Raw genomic sequence first — 16,062 nt, 5'->3', positions numbered from 1 at the left:
CCGCCAGCATTATCTGGATCAGGTGCACAATACACATGGTATTGTTGGGTATATTCTCAGCCTTTATTCGTGTTCTTGGAACAAGGCACCCCTATTGATGTTGCGAAGTTATTAAATATTTCTAGGACTAAAAATATTATATGTAATTGCTTTATATTAAGTTGATACTTCAGGAGACAGTTTCATCTTTTAGTAAAATTGTAATTAATTTATTAGGCAAGTTTGCTTAATGAATAGGAGTTCGATCTCTATACTCGATAGTTATTCAGATGAGGTGGGCAATGGTAAAAATGGATTAGCATATTGTGCGTTCAAAATCCCATTGAATAAGTAAATTTTGGATTTTGATCGATAAACGCTGACATCACGTCAGCAAATAGCTACAAATTTTTTAAAAGTCATCCAAAAATGTAATTTTTTGATAATAAATTGGCTGAAATTAAACTTATTTATTACCTTGAACTAATATGCTAAAATTTAATAATTTAGCTCTTTGCGGTTATTATTTAGCAATAAATTGATTTTAATTAAACTTGAAATTTATTTAAAATTTTTATAGCATAATGTAGCTAAAAGGTTTTTATAAATTTTATCATGTGTAAATTTTTATGCTATATTATGATGGTTTGATTTTGAATCGCAGAATTATATTTAGTATATTTTGGCACGAATTTTAACGTTAGTATCCACAGTTACTTTGCATTAACCTGTAGTGCAGAAGTGATTTTTTAAGTTTTTATGATAATGAAATATTTTAGCGCTAACTATATTTTACCAATTACATCTTTGCCGATCAAAGATGGTGTGGTAAAAGTAAATGATGAAGGTGAAATTTTAGCAATTTATGAAAGTAAAGCAGCTGAATTGAAGGACCAGCACATTGAAAAATTTGAAGGAGTAATTGTTCCTGGATTTATTAATGCGCATTGTCATTTAGAATTGTCTCACATGAAGGGTACGATTCCGCAAAAAACTGGATTACCAGCTTTTCTCTCTGCAGTAATGACAAGCAGAAGCGCATCTTTGAAAGTTATTGATAAGGCTATGGCCGAGGCTGACGCAGAGATGTATAATAATGGAATTGTGGCGGTTGGGGATCACGTTAATTCGGATAACACTTCTAAAATCAAAGAATCGAGTAAAATTCTTTACCACACGTTTGTCGAAATTTTTGGTGTAGAGCCTGAAGAAGCAGATGGCAAACTGCAAGAAGCGAAAGATCTGATTCATGAATTTGATCCTGCTCACTCTTCTTTGACGCCGCACGCACCTTATTCATGTTCAAAAATTCTTCTTAAAAAATTTAAGAAGGCAGTTTCTGATGTAAATATTATAAGTATTCACAATCAAGAGAGTGATGATGAGAATAAGTTATTCCGGTATAAAACGGGTGGTTTTATCGATTTTTTTAAGACTATTGGCAAAAATCCTGACTTGTTTAAGGCTCAAGCGAGAAATTCGATTCAATCTTATCTACCGTATTTGCCTCATCCGAATAAATTAATTCTCGTGCACAATACTTTTACCTCTTTAAAAGATCTAGATTTTGTTGATCGGATGGGTCGTGATATCGTATGGTGTTTATGTCCAAAAGCTAATCTTTATATTGAAGATCAATTGCCAAAAGTTCTAAACTTTGTAAATGATAACCAAAAAATAGTAATTGGTACAGATAGTTTAGCTTCCAATGATACTTTATCGATTCTAGATGAATTGAAGGTGTTGCACAAACATTTTGATAATCTGGATTTTCAACAATCTATTCAGTGGGCAACTATTAATGGAGCGCAGGCTTTAAATATCGATCGCGAATTTGGATCTATTGAGGTTGGTAAAAAACCAGGACTTGTTCTGTTGAAGAATATGGAACACTTTAGACTTACAGATAAAGTTACTGTACAGCGATTAGTATAGTAAATTACTCAAAATCTTCTGTACTTTTGTTAATATGAAACATGTAAATATTTCTATTAAAGGAAAGGTACAGGGGGTTTATTTTAGATTGTCAACTAAAGCTGTTGCGGATCAATTGGGCATAAAGGGTTTTGTAAGAAACTTAGCTGATGGCTCTGTATATATTGAAGCTGAAGGGGACGATTTTGCCTTAGATTGCTTGAAAGATTTTTGCGCAGAAGGTCCCGAACGGGCTGAGGTACAAGAAATGACTTGTGAAGAGGGGAGTTGGAAGAACTTTAATAATTTTGAAGTGTTAAAAAAATCAACCAAATAAATCCTTATTATCTTGTCTGTTTTTAAAAAATTTGCTGGACAAACCCTGATCTATGGACTTAGTACCATAGTTTCCAGACTCCTGAATTTTGTTTTAACCCCAATTTTCGTTCGTAAATTTGAAGCTTCCACTTATGGAATATTTACGAACATGTATTCTTGGGCTGCGATGATAAATGCTTTCCTTGCTTTCGGCATGGAGACGACGTACTTTAGATATTTACAAAAAGTAGAGGAAAAAGATAAGGCTAAAGTTTTTAATAACAGCTTTATTGTGACGATTTTTACTTCGTTGATTTTTCTATCTACGATTCTGATCTTTTCTAATGATATTGCTGCTTGGTTTGCCAAGGACAATATAGACTCTGTAGGAGAGTATAAGAGCTACGTCTACTTTGTTGGTCTAACGCTTGTGGTAGATGCCCTAGCTGTGGTTCCTTTTGCTAAGGTGCGTGCCAATGGTAGACCACTGCGGTACGGAGTATTGAAACTAGTCAATATCATTACTTTTGTTCTGTTAAACTTAACATTCATCGTTTTTATCCCTTATTTACTTAAACATTTTCCTGATACTGCACCTTATTTTTCATCTTGGTTTGTGGATTCTTGGCTCGGCTATGTGTTCTTATCCAATTTTATCGCTAGTGGACTGACTTTAGTGATGTTGCTACCGGAGATTAAAACTTTTAATTTTAAAATTGATAAGGTATTGCTAGGGGATATGTTTCGTTATAGTTTCCCCATATTGATTGCTAATGTTTCATTTATCATCAATGAAAATCTTGACAAGATGCTGATGCCAGAGTTGCTTCCGAAAAATATTGCTGATCGGGATGTCGGTATTTATGGTGCTATCGCAAAAATTGCGGTCTTTTTGAGCATTTTTGTCCAAGCTTTCCGTTTAGGTGCCGAACCTTTTTTCTTTTCCTATGCAAAAAATGAAAATTCTAGAAAGGTATATGCAATGATCATGGAATATTTTGTGATAGCCATGATGATGGTCATGATTGGTTTATCTGTGAATATAGAATGGCTGAAGTATTTTATTGAAGGTGGATCTCCTGCCAAAAGTGCTGAATATTGGTCAGGGCTATTTATTATTCCTGTTATTTTATTCAACTATGTTATGCTCGGTATTTATATGAATTTGTCGGTCTGGTATAAACTTTCTGACCAAACAAGATATGGGCTTTATATTTCAGGTATAGGGGCTTTGATTACTATCATTCTTTGTTATATACTTATTCCCCAATATAGCTACATAGGTGCAATCTATGTTACATCCATAACTTACTTTGTAATGGTGCTTTTGTCTTATTTTTGGGGACAAAAGAACTATCCAATACCGTATAAGGTTTTAAAAATTGGAGCGTATATGCTGGTGGGTACAGTTATTGTTTATATTCATTATACCGCCTTTGATCGTAATTTTTGGATTGGCAATATCATGCTGATGGCTTACATCATAGGAACTGCTTTTATTGAGAGAAAAACAATTGCTAGGATAATGAAGGCCAAAAATTAGAAGAAGCGATTTTAAAAGATCGCTTCTTCTACAAATTTATGTTGAATTTCATCTAAAACTTCTTGAATCTCTTCGAAAGTTTGTAGACTCACTAATCTCATGCGGTATTCTTTAAAATCTGGTATCCCTTTGAAGTAATTTGAATAATGGCGTCGCATTTCAAAAATACCTGTTTTGGGACCTTTCCATTCAATAGACTTTACTAAATGTGTTCTGCAGACCTCCACACGTTCGGCGATCGTTGGTCCAGCTAGGCGTTCACCTGTTTTAAAAAAGTGCTTTATTTCTCTAAAAATCCAAGGATAACCTATAGATGCGCGACCGATCATAATGCCGTCTACCTCGTATTCTTGACGCCAAGCTACTGCTTTTTCTAACGAATCTACATCACCATTTCCGAAAATCGGAATTTTGATGCGTGGGTTACGTTTAATATCGCGTATCATTGACCAATCGGCTTGCCCTTTGTACATTTGGGCTCGTGTACGGCCATGAATGGACAGTGCTTTAATACCGATGTCTTGTAAACGTTCAGCGACTTCATAAACATTCTTTGTGTTGTCATCCCAACCTAAACGTGTTTTTACAGTTACAGGTAAGTGTGTGCCTTCTACCACCGCTTTTGTCATCGCTACCATACGATCGATATCTTGTAATAAACTCGCGCCTGCTCCACGACAGGCTACGTTTTTAACAGGACAACCGTAATTAATATCGATTAGATCTGGATTTGCTAGGGTGCAAATTTCGGAAGACTGTCTCATATGTTCGATTTCCGAACCAAAGATCTGAATGCCTATTGGTCTCTCATATTCGAATATGTCCAGCTTTTTACGTGATTTTGCAGCATCACGAATCAATCCTTCGGAAGAAATAAATTCGGTATACATCATATCGACACCGTTTTGCTTACAAACAAAACGGAATGGTGGATCACTCACATCTTCCATTGGAGCCAGCAACAAGGGAAATTCTCCTAAATCTATATTTTCACCAATCTTAACAGACATATTTGATTTTTTTACAAAGATAGTAAATTTGAAATAGTTCTATTTATGCTATAGTTGATATGAATGTCATATGATAATTAGAATGGAATATCATGATTTTATGAGCTCTAATTGTAACAGGTGATATACACAAAGAGCTATCAACTTTTAACTTGATAGCTCTTTGTGTATCTTTAGAGATTTCTGTTGTGCTATTTTAAGATCTTTTTACAATCTATTTTTTATATCTTCAGATCCTGTTGATCGTTTTTTTGTTGTATTTTCAGATCCTCCAAATCGATAATTGAAAGATAATATAGCTGTTCTGCTATCGGGATTAGATCTTCCTATTAATCTAACGGCATTTGAAATGGTTTCATAGCGACGATTATTAGTATGGAATATATCGTTGACTACAAGTTTAATGGTTGCTTTTTTTTGTAAAATACTCTTTTGTATTCCTGAATAAACAACCCCATAACTTTTGATATCAGTTAGACCAATAGTCAATCCGGAATTATAGTTTCCACCAATCTCTATTGACCAATTTTTTGGGAGTTTAAAATTATTTTGTGTATTTAATGATAATGTATTTCCTGAACGTTTGATCAAGGCATCTTCCTGTGGAATCTCGTATTCATTTCTATAGTAGTTGACAAAATGTGTTGCTGTCCACCAAGTAAAAAATTGGGTAGGTGCCATAAATGATATTCCGAAATTTTTGAATGAGCCAATATTTTCCGGTCTTTCGTAGGTAATCTGATTATTGGTAGGATCTAATCCAATGATCTCATTTACGACATTTGATCTGTCTGCATAATTTAACGTAAATATGTATTTGTTGGCTAGAGTGTAGTTCGCTTCATATGCATGCTCGTAAGCGGGATCTAGTTTTGAATTTCCTTCTGAATAGGAGAAAGGATCAGTATACACACGGAATGGATTTAGGCTCCAAAATGAAGGTCGTTCAACACGATAGCTGTAACTTAATTGCAGCTTGTGATTGTTATTGATGCTATAGGATAGAAATGCTGAAGGGAAAAACTTTAAATAATCTTTAGAGAATTGCTCATTTAAAGTGATTTGATCTCCATCGGTGGACGTGTGTTCTGCTCGTAATCCTACTTGTGTTGAAAATTTATTCCACGTTTTTGAGATATTGACATAACCTGCTTGTATTGTCTCTTTATAGATGAAGTGATTGCTTGTCGATTGATCGGGAACATAATTTTCGTTTTGAAGAGTATCATACTGTAAATCATTCTCTGTCCGGATATGGCTTGCTTTCCAACCCGTTTCTAATTTAAAACTTTCACTAAATGGAAGGGTATAATCGATTTTCGCGACGTATACTTTACTGTCAGACGGGATATCACCGATACGTGACGATAGGGGGCGTATATTATTTTGATTTTCATTACTATATTGGGTAGTAAGTGTTTGATCCATTTTGGAATAGTGGTCAATAAAATCTACATCTACTTTTAGTTCGTGACCATTTTCATTAAATTTCCAATTATAATTGATGTTGTAAAGCATATCTTCCCATCTTTCTTTCCCCTCGGTTATAGTGGAAGCTGACCAGATGAGATCTTTTGTTGTATAGTTTCTAAAATGATTGGTGGTTGGTTCATATTTAGGATATTTACCAAAACCTCCATTTACTAGAAAGCCGAGAGTCTGTTTGGACGTTAAGTAAAAGTCCATCCCAACTCTGAAATTATTAGAACGAAGTTTCGGCTGTATCTTGTTTTCCTGTTGAGCAAAAGTTTCTGGTTCTTTTCGTGAATCTTTATAAAAATAGCGTGTTAATGAATTGTAATACTCTAGATTTTGAAAGTATTGATTGTAATTTCCAAAGATGTTTACTTTATCGGTTCTATAATTCAAGTCCAAACTTCCACCCAGATGTAGTCCTCGACCTGCACCTAAATTACCAGAGACAGTCCCATTCCATCCTTGCTTTACCCCTTTTTTAAGGACAATATTGATAATGCCTGAGGTTCCGGCAGCATCTTGTTTGGCGTTTGGATTGGTCATGACTTCTATCTTGGTAATATCTGTTGATGAAGTACTTCTTAATAAATTGGCAAGCTGATCTGCAGAAAGATAGGTCAGTTTACCATTGATCATGATAGAGGCTCCTGATTTACCCTTTAAACTGAAACTGCCCTTATCATCCAAGCTGATTCCTGGAATCTTGGTGAGTAATTCTAGACCACTATTTCCGTCTGCCAGTGCTGAGTTTTCGATATTAAATACTGTTTTATCTTGGTGCTGTTCAATAAATTGTTTGCGTTTATGGATAACAACTTCGTCCAGATAGGCATTGTTTTGTTGAAGCATTATTTTTCCAAGATCGTGTTTGCTGATGTGCTCGCTTAATCTAAAATGTGGGGTTAAGAGATCTTGGTGGGTCATGTTTTTTATATGCACATAGTAATTTCCATTGGATGTATTTGGAAAAGTAAAATTTCCAATACTATCTGCTACTATAATTTTTGAGACACGTCCATCAGGAGCATGATGTAGACTTACTTGTGCATATGGGATTGGTGCTGCATTTTCATCTATGATACGACCAACGATTGTAGTAGAATTTTGAGCATATGCAGCAAATAAGGTGAAAACTAAAAATAAACTAATAAAGTATCTACAGTGATGAAACATGTCAGCAAGATTAAGTGGTTATGGATGGAACTTTTTTGGATTTTTTTACTGTTTTTTTCTTTTTCCCCCACCAGATATAGAAGCCAGTAATGGGTAAAGTTGCACAAATGAGTGAAGCTAAAAAGTAGATGATTTTAGTGGTCATTCCACCAATAAATCCTGTATGTAGGGCATAATTTGACCGCATGAGCCATTCTGTGGTGTTCGCATCATCGATAGGTCCTTGTTTTCGACCGGTGAGTTCTAAAGTATTGCGATCAAAATTTAAATCTCTCCATGTTCCGTTTGCCATATCCGTACAAGCATAAACTGTTTTTTCTTCTTCCTCAGGGTAGTGTACGATAACTGCTTCTTTATTATGACGAGCGTATTCATGTCGTACTTTATACCAGATTTGATCCGCAACGAGCAATGCATCATTTAAAGGTTGGTCATCTGGAGTTTCTTTTTCCACTTGTTCGACGTTAGGTTTGTTTGGATATCCTCCACTAAGCCATACCACGGATTTGCGCATCCAAGGAAAACTCATCACTAATCCAGTAAGGCACATCACTAATGCTATTGTCAATGCGTAAAAACCTAAAACATTATGCAGGTCATAATTAACACGTTTAAATTTAGCGCGCCATTTTATTTTGAAACTTTGTTCCCGAGATCTTTTATTCCATTTTTTTGGCCACCACAATATAAGTCCTGTTATTAATAGCGAAAAGAATATAAATGTACTCCAGCCTACAACTTGACGACCTATCTTGTTTGGCATCCATAAGTGACGGTGCCCCTCATCCATGAAATGAAAAAAATCTTCGTGGTTGACTACGGCTAGTATCTCGGCGGTGTAAGGGTTTACATAAACTAAACTGTCAGAGTGATCTAAACTTACTTTTACGGATTTGTCTAAACCGTAGTACCATGAACTAGCGATTTCTTTGTCTGGAATAGCGGCTTGGACTGCTTTATATATGGCAGAAGGAGGGAGTTGATCCTCGGACTTTTGTGCTTCTACTCGAATATAGTTGGTGGTTAATTCTTTGATGTCATGTTCGAAGACAAGCACACAGCCAGTAATACTCAGGATGACGACAGGTATACCTGCCGCTAATCCCAACCAAAGATGTAACCATGCATTAATTTTGCTGAGCATAATGATTTACAGTAATATGTATGAAGTGATAAAATTTATTCTGTCAAAGGGATACTTTGACAGAATAAATGGATTTTTTTAATAATTGATTTTACTCATTGACGAAACACCTGCTACTCCGACAAATTTTAAACCTTTTTTCGCTGTTGCATTCTTGATGTCAATCGTGTAAGTATAATATTGTTTGTCTTCTAAGTTTTGACATGTATAGTAAGCCTTGCTACCATCTTTTTCAACAAATACGACATCCTTATAGCCTTGTTGCTCATGAGCAGGAATTTCTTTGATTTCTGTCATCTTTTTTGTTTGGATATCTACAATATATAATTTGACTAATCCACCACCTACACCTTCAGCTTGCTGGCCTTTATTATAGATGGTCATTAAAAATTTGTCATCTTTAAGATAGCTTCCTCTAGCAATTTTTCCATTTCCTAATGATTCGATATCAAAGTAATAGTCTTTATCAAATTCATCTGTTCCTTTCTTGATTCTTAGGAATCCCGATTTGTTTTTAGAGGCTAATGATGCTTCATTTGCAGAGAACCACACATATGCATCGCCTTTATCGTCAACAGCAAGACCTTGCTGGGCCCACCAGTTTCCTATGTGTGAACCACGACCATCTCTGATGGTTTTTTCAAATTTCAACTCTGGATAAGAGAATATCCCGATATAGGTTGTGTCGGTAGTGGTAAAATTACCACCCCAGTTGTTTGATCCGTCGCCAGATTGAAAAGGAACATATAATTTATTGCCTACTTGAAATATACCCGTCCAGATGGCCATTCTGGTGCCTCCTAGTACTTTAGATAAGTCTACTGTGTTTTTATTTGCTATAGAGAAGTTTTGTGCATCGTAATTTCTTAAAGTTGCAACAGGGTTTGCAATACTTCTATTGGTTGTACCTAAAATAATGTTTTTGTCACCATAATGACCATAGATACCCGCAGATTCTGCATTTACTTGTTCATCTTTAAGTCTCTGGAATTCACCTTTGCTGTCAATATTATAAGGTGTTATAGGGCCTTGACCTCCATATGTTAGTCCAAAGATGTAGTTGTTCTGATTGATAAAGGAATGTTCTGTTGCCGGCATACCATTTCCTACTATACTGATGGAACCCTCATTTACATTGTCTGTAGATAAGATATATTTACCTGAAGTTCCAGACTCAGAACTACCCTGTCCGTCTACTATAAAAACAAATTTTTCTTTTTTTTCAGAATTTCCATTATCAATCCCGCTTTCAGAAGGATTGTCTTTTGAACATGCAGTAATGGCTAAAACGCCACATGCTAATGTTAGCATTCTTAAAGTGTTTAACTTTTTCATTTTTATTATTTGTTATTGAATTTTGATTGTTATTGAATGTTATTACTTTGTACGTATAAAGTATCTGAATTTAATGTTGAATGATCTACTCGGTTTTTGCATTTCGAAATTGTCGTAGCGTGTGGCATCGGTTAGATTATTACACTCTAAAGCGATGTTGTATTTTCCAGAGGCTAGAGAATAGATGATGTTGATATCATGTGAGAGCTGTTCTGGAATTTTATATCTCTGGGATGGTGTCCCTAAACTTGGCCACGTTAGAAAGAATTCATGGATATATTGTAGATTATACCCAATTGTTAAGGTGTTATTTTGTTTACCAACATGGTGGACATAGTAAGCCACGTCTGCGTTGCCATATAGATATGGCATATTGGGAAGACGATCTTTGTAAATATTGCTCTCTACCGTTTGTCCATCTTCAAATTGTGTCGTATTGATCAGGTTCTGATATGTCATATTCCCACCAATTGATACATGATTTTTATAATAATATTTCAGATTGATATCAATACTATTATTTTGAACACTTCTTAAATTGGCACTTTTAATTTCTCTTTTTCCGCTACTCGTTAGTGGCCCAATGCTCTGGCGAATAAAGTCTGTTGCATTTCGGTAGATGTAATTGGCATCTATGATGAGTTGATTGCTTTCCTTCCATTTCAAAGCATAAGACAATCCGAAGTTAATATTGTCACTGCTCTCGGGTCTTAAAGTCGGATTAGCGCTTATATCTAAAGCGTCGCCAAATAGTTCCGTATTATCTGGAAGTCGGTAAGCTTTTTCATAAGAGGCTTTTAATTGAATATCCTTATTGACAAAATAGGACGTTGCTAAACCATATCCGATTTTATTGGTCGTCGTTTCTAAGTTTTCATAAACTTGATTACTGACTTCTGTGAAATATTTTCCTTGTTGGTTATAATTTTTTACAAAAAGATTAGCATCCCATCGATCGTGTATAGCGGTTCTGAATCCGATACCTGTAATATTTTTTGTTGTCTTTCGAGGAAGTTTGTTAATTTCTAAATCTGGATAATAATGATCTTTACCCTTTCTATCAAATGTTGTCAACAAATGATTGATCATGATGCTGTGCTGATCATTGATTGCATAAGAAATGTTAGCCGTAAGATTGCCATTATTGTTTTTATAGCGGTAATCTGTTAATTCATTTTCTCCTCCTGGTGCATTGGGTTGATCCGGATTTTTAGGTCTACTTTCTCCAGTCCAAGTGAATTTTCGAGGTACAGTATCTAAACTTCTTTCCTGACCGAAATTGTAACGTGCATTTAGAGTAACATCAAGACCTTTTGTCCATAAATTTTTCTTGATATACTTCCATGTAGGTTGAACAATATTCCCCAGACTTTCTCTACCACCGTATACATCTTCCATGGTATTACCGGTCTGGATTTCTTTTTTATTTTGACCGAGTGTAATTCCAAACAGAAGTTGGTCTGCATATTTTTTATTTGAAACTCCTATATTATAGATCAAGGTTTCATTTCTGTAAGTATCGTGAAAACGTTTTCTTCTTTCGGCAGGAAAATATTTCTCCGTATCGAAGTTATATGACCTTACATTTACCCAGTAATTATTATCCGAATAGTTTTGGAATGCAGATAATGTCATTGTAAATCCGTTGTCAGCTACGTAACCGGTATTGACAGAAGATTTATGGGTATTGAATGATCCAAATGAATAGGAAGCATCGATATATTTGCCTGGTTGGTTTTTTGTCACGATATTAACTGCTCCACCCAGAGCATCGCCTCCTAACCATACGGGGACGACTCCTCGGTATACTTCTACACGTTCAGCAAAATTGATAGGAATATTGTTTAATTGGAAAGATGATCCAAAATTATCCATCGGTATACCATCTAAAAATAACTTAATCTGATTTCCGGAAAATCCATTTAAGCTAAAAGACATGTTTGATCCGACACCACCAGACTCGCGTAATCTCACGCCAGAAACTCGATTAAGAGCTTGCCCAATATCCATAGTCGTATTGTACAATTTCTTGGCATCTATAGCTGTAACATTAAAGGGTTGTTGTTGTACTTCCTGGGCTTCTGACCGTGCAACAATCTCTACCTCATCCATTGTGGTATGTTGTGTGGTCAAGTGGATCGTGGACAATTCTGTTGTTAATTGGCTCATGTGGAATGCTTTGTCTTTGGCTTGATGCCCAACAGCTGAAATCCGTATCGTATGGTTGCCAAAAGCAAGGTTTTTGATTGAAAATAATCCATTCTTATCTGCTTGTGTAACTTGGCTTGTTCCTATCAGGGTAATAGTTGCTCCTTCTATCGGTTCATTTGAATTCGTGCTTACCTTTCCCTTAAGTTCCCCTTTCTGCTGTGCGTAAGAAGTAAGCGATATGATTAAGAATAGATTTAACCATATAATTTTTAATTTTAACATCCCTTTATTTAGATTAATTATACATAAGGATGTTGCGTAACTCTACATTTACCGAAGGTCAGCGCGTGAAAAATATGGATAAATATGCTAGTCGCCTAAATGATAGCACTATAATTAGTCCATATTTTATAAATATTGGAGTAATTAAGTGAAATAAGGAACTATCAATTGCTATTATTATAGCTATAGTGATGATTTATAAGAGGGATTTAATTAAAAGCAGAATGTTCTGAAGATAGATATTTGAAGGAGTTCAGTTTATTTACTGTGATATTAGGTCATGTAGTAATCATAGCTTGATATTTTTCTGAAGCTATATACTATAAATCGGAGAAGTAGGTTAATCTTAATCTATTGACGTTACTACATCTGATAGCTGAATCTAAATTTAATAAGAGTCAACCCTAGAGAAATGCATACCAATTTATAACGATCTGTTTTTGTTAATAAAAATTAATTCAATTTATCAACACGAACAATGAAATTGGTTTCATGGTTCAGTTTTAATCCGTTATTGATTTTTTTTGTCTTGATATCATATATCCAGATTTGATGATTATCATCTTTGTCATCAATGGTTATATAAGCTTTGCCATTCTCGACAAGTACAGATTCCTTACGGGTGCCTTTATCAAAAGGGAGATCTAACTTAGTGACCTTATTTTTCAAAAGATCTACTCGATAATATTCAAATTGATACGTGGAATGATGATCACTAAAATCAGTATAGCGATCTTTTCTTTCACTGCGGATGATTGCTTCATTATTTCCTAGATACCACATGCCATAGGCATGATTTTTTGTGGCTGCGGTTAAATTGATGCAATAGTCAGGATCGATCATGGAACTATTTTTTTCAATTCTAAAGATTGCTGTCGGTTTAGTCAGATTGTTTCCTAGTGCAATTCCAGGACAACTCATAAAGTAAAAATTCCCTATTTCATCATGGAAGCTATAGGATTGTACGGTATTGATGCCGCCTGGATAAGTAGATCTACTATCTTTATTTATGGACTTTATTTGTAATGTCTGTGGATCTAGTGTCGCAAAATACATCGTGTCAATTGTTGTAAAGTCTGTTTCATTGATGACTTTATTATAGGTATATCCGAGGATCAAATTTTTGTTATGCAAGGTGCTGAATCCAATTGATACCGTTGAAAAATTGGATGGGGCCGGGGGTAACGCTATTTGTTCTTTTTGTAGAACTTCAAACTTCTTAACATCTATTTTATAATAATGCAGTTTGCTGTAGGTTTTATTATCAACTGTAAAAATCAATAATGTGTCTTTTCCTTGCCAATTCATATTTTCTATATATTCATCTGGCATTGCGATGGCAGCTATTTCTGATAATGCATTTTCTTTAATTTCAAATTTGCGAAATTTTGCATTTTTTATGTGATAGAAATAACCGTCATGAATGATAATGCTGCGATCAAAATATTGCGTAGGTAAATTGATACCTTGCTTAAGAATATCAACTATCCCTGAATCAAGAGAATTGACTGTGACAATTGTATTGCCTAAATTCTTATTCATGATATAGAGACTGTATTTGTCGTTCGGACGACTAGTTTGGTCCCGACTAGAACAGCCAATAAAAACAACTATTAATAAAAGAAGTAGAAATTTAGAAATAGGTTTTAATTGCATGAAAGAAGATATTAATATGGGCGACTATATATTGTTAAACTGTAATTTAAGTTGGTTTTGTATCGTAGGCGCTAAGAAAGTAAGTTCAGATTGGGAAAGAATAATTTGCTTACCTGTGTTTTTAGAATTAAGGATAAAATAAGTTTCCCCATTTTTCAGCTCTTTTTTCTCCCTAGTACCTGTAAAATTAAACTCAAAATCTTTCTTAGGTATGATCACCATGGTACCTAATGAGAAAAATTCTCCTGTTTCGATATTAATTTTGGCGGTAGCATGCTTTCCTAATATAAGTTCATAGTTATTCTTATCAAAATATTTTGAATTAGGACCGGTGCTATTGTCAAATATGGCATAACTGATCTCCTTATCTATATTATTTTTAGATATATAGAAACCAAATATAATAAGTAGAGAAGCAGCGATAGCGATATAACGAAACCGTTTTTTAATCAGGTTTTCATTTTTTATTACGGGAGATTCCGTGAGATGCGGACTGATGTTTTCCCAAATTTCTGACTGGATATGGGACTTGTCTGCTTGAGAAATGGAAAGCGAGGGAAAGTCTAAAGTATCATCTATAAGCCATTCTTCCACAAGATTTCGTTCTTCTGGAGTGCATTGGTTCAAATGATATTTTTCTATCAACTTATGATCAACTTGCATCGCAATATTTACTTATGACAAAAATACAGGAATTCTTTATCATTTAATTAATATAATCCGTTAATTCCATTTTTAACGTTTTTAAAGCCTTGGAAATATGATATTCTACAGCTCTTTCTGAAATATACAGTTTCGTGGCAATTTCTTTATTCGTAAGGCCTTGATCTCTGCTCATCTGAAAAACCTTTTTGCATTGAGTAGGCAGTTCATTGACCAATTTTGATATTTTTTGTGACAGTTCCTCGGCAATCAATGGATATTCCACATAATAGTTTTGTTTATTAGTAGTGAAATTTTCTAAATGTTGCTGACGAGTAACTTTGTTACGAATGTATTCAAATGTTTTTAGTTTTACGGCGCGTATCAAATAACGCTCTACTTCTTTCAGTCTAAGGCTATCGCGACGTTCCCATAAAGACTTAAATACTTCCTGCACAATTTCTTTTGCGACTTCTTCATCTTGAATGTTTTTCAAACAAAAAGCAAACATACCCTCCCAGTACTGCAGGTATATTTGCTCAAAGTTTTCTTTATTTATGATAAAAATATTTGTTTCCAAAATAAGAAGCTGCTACTTAATCTGTGATTTAAGATAGCAAATATACTCTTATTTAGATTCGTTTTAAATTATTTTGATATTTCTTGTACAAATTTAGCTAATGCCTTGCCCGGATCGGTACTTTTCATAAAGTTTTCACCAATAAGAAACGACTGATAACCAATATTTTTTAATTCACGAATTGTGCTCGGATCTGAGATCCCGCTTTCAGATACTTTTATATAATGATCAGGAATTTTGTTGACTAAATCGTAAGAATGTGTAAGTGATACTGAAAAATCTTTTAGATTTCGGTTGTTAACACCTATGGCATCAATTGTATCAAATAAATTGTCTTTTAATTCTTGTTCGTTATGAACTTCTAAAAGTACATTTAGACCTAAAGATTTTGCATAGCTTGATAGTTCTTGTATCTCTTCTACTTTCAAACATGCGGCTATTAATAATATAATATCAGCCCCATAAGCTTTGGCTTCGGTAATTTGATATTTATCAATAATAAATTCTTTACGCAGTAATGGAATGGTCAATACTTCTCTGGCTACTTTTAAATCGTCTAAACTTCCTTGAAAAAAATCGGCATCTGTCAGCACAGAAATAGCTGATGCTCCAGCTTCTTGATACCCTTGGACGACCTCGGCAACACTGTTGGTGTCATTAATTATGCCTTTGGAAGGAGACGCTCTTTTATATTCTGAAATAATACCAGTACGCTGTGGATCAAGAACAGATTCTTTTAGTGAATAGCAAGTTCTATCAAAGAGTGGATATTGACTTAATTCTTCAATCGATACCTTGGATTTTGATTCAGCGACTTCAATTCTCTTTCTTTCAACTATTTTATCTAAAATTGTCATTT

The 16,062-nt window shown here is 34.6% G+C and carries 12 protein-coding genes; 3 read left to right on the top strand and 9 right to left on the bottom strand.

Features of this window, described 5'->3' with window-relative positions; translation table 11 throughout:
* Window positions 1-744: 744 nt before the first annotated feature.
* From B3P23_RS17685 to B3P23_RS17675, 3 genes are read left to right on the top strand one after another with little or no spacing between them, the layout of a single operon-like run.
* Window positions 745-1,914, top strand: a complete 1,170-nt coding sequence (locus tag B3P23_RS17685) for an amidohydrolase family protein (protein WP_248754955.1) — start codon at window positions 745-747, stop codon at window positions 1,912-1,914.
* 34 nt (window positions 1,915-1,948) lie between these two features.
* Window positions 1,949-2,230 (top strand): acylphosphatase, encoded by a 282-nt coding sequence (locus B3P23_RS17680; RefSeq protein ID WP_045754362.1) that lies wholly within the window; start codon window positions 1,949-1,951, stop codon window positions 2,228-2,230.
* A 12-nt stretch (window positions 2,231-2,242) separates the two neighbouring features.
* Window positions 2,243-3,754 (top strand): oligosaccharide flippase family protein, encoded by a 1,512-nt coding sequence (locus B3P23_RS17675; RefSeq protein ID WP_293928451.1) that lies wholly within the window; start codon window positions 2,243-2,245, stop codon window positions 3,752-3,754.
* An 11-nt stretch (window positions 3,755-3,765) separates the two neighbouring features.
* On the opposite strand, the gene dusB is transcribed toward B3P23_RS17675, so the two are convergent.
* From dusB to trpC, 9 genes are all read right to left on the bottom strand, one after another.
* The gene (gene dusB / locus B3P23_RS17670) at window positions 3,766-4,764 is read right to left on the bottom strand and encodes a tRNA dihydrouridine synthase DusB (protein ID WP_293928449.1); all 999 of its coding nucleotides are present in this window, start codon (window positions 4,762-4,764) and stop codon (window positions 3,766-3,768) included.
* A 207-nt stretch (window positions 4,765-4,971) separates the two neighbouring features.
* On the bottom strand, window positions 4,972-7,413 hold the full coding sequence (locus B3P23_RS17665) for an outer membrane beta-barrel family protein (RefSeq protein ID WP_293928447.1): 2,442 nt from the start codon (window positions 7,411-7,413) through the stop codon (window positions 4,972-4,974).
* Between the two features lie 10 nt (window positions 7,414-7,423).
* On the bottom strand, window positions 7,424-8,557 hold the full coding sequence (locus B3P23_RS17660) for a PepSY-associated TM helix domain-containing protein (RefSeq protein ID WP_045754366.1): 1,134 nt from the start codon (window positions 8,555-8,557) through the stop codon (window positions 7,424-7,426).
* Between the two features lie 78 nt (window positions 8,558-8,635).
* Window positions 8,636-9,892: a DUF4374 domain-containing protein gene (locus B3P23_RS17655; RefSeq protein WP_084405354.1), complete on the bottom strand. Its 1,257-nt coding sequence runs from the start codon at window positions 9,890-9,892 to the stop codon at window positions 8,636-8,638.
* A 42-nt stretch (window positions 9,893-9,934) separates the two neighbouring features.
* Window positions 9,935-12,325, bottom strand: a complete 2,391-nt coding sequence (locus tag B3P23_RS17650) for a TonB-dependent receptor (protein ID WP_293928444.1) — start codon at window positions 12,323-12,325, stop codon at window positions 9,935-9,937.
* Between the two features lie 453 nt (window positions 12,326-12,778).
* Window positions 12,779-13,867, bottom strand: coding sequence for a hypothetical protein (locus B3P23_RS17645; protein WP_293928442.1), 1,089 nt, complete (start codon window positions 13,865-13,867; stop codon window positions 12,779-12,781).
* 138 nt (window positions 13,868-14,005) lie between these two features.
* Window positions 14,006-14,644 (bottom strand): hypothetical protein, encoded by a 639-nt coding sequence (locus tag B3P23_RS17640; RefSeq protein ID WP_248754947.1) that lies wholly within the window; start codon window positions 14,642-14,644, stop codon window positions 14,006-14,008.
* Between the two features lie 43 nt (window positions 14,645-14,687).
* Window positions 14,688-15,203 carry an RNA polymerase sigma-70 factor gene (locus B3P23_RS17635; protein ID WP_293928440.1) on the bottom strand — a complete coding sequence of 172 codons (516 nt, stop codon included), beginning with the start codon at window positions 15,201-15,203 and terminating at the stop codon, window positions 14,688-14,690.
* A 68-nt stretch (window positions 15,204-15,271) separates the two neighbouring features.
* Window positions 15,272-16,060 (bottom strand): indole-3-glycerol phosphate synthase TrpC, encoded by a 789-nt coding sequence (trpC, locus tag B3P23_RS17630; RefSeq protein WP_094771452.1) that lies wholly within the window; start codon window positions 16,058-16,060, stop codon window positions 15,272-15,274.
* Window positions 16,061-16,062: the final 2 nt, after the last annotated feature.

It is taken from the genome of Sphingobacterium sp. UBA6320 (assembly GCF_002440335.1).
Lineage (GTDB): Bacteria > Bacteroidota > Bacteroidia > Sphingobacteriales > Sphingobacteriaceae > Sphingobacterium.
The sequence above is the reverse complement of the archived record's forward strand: the minus strand, read 5'-3'. Positions and strand labels throughout refer to the sequence as shown.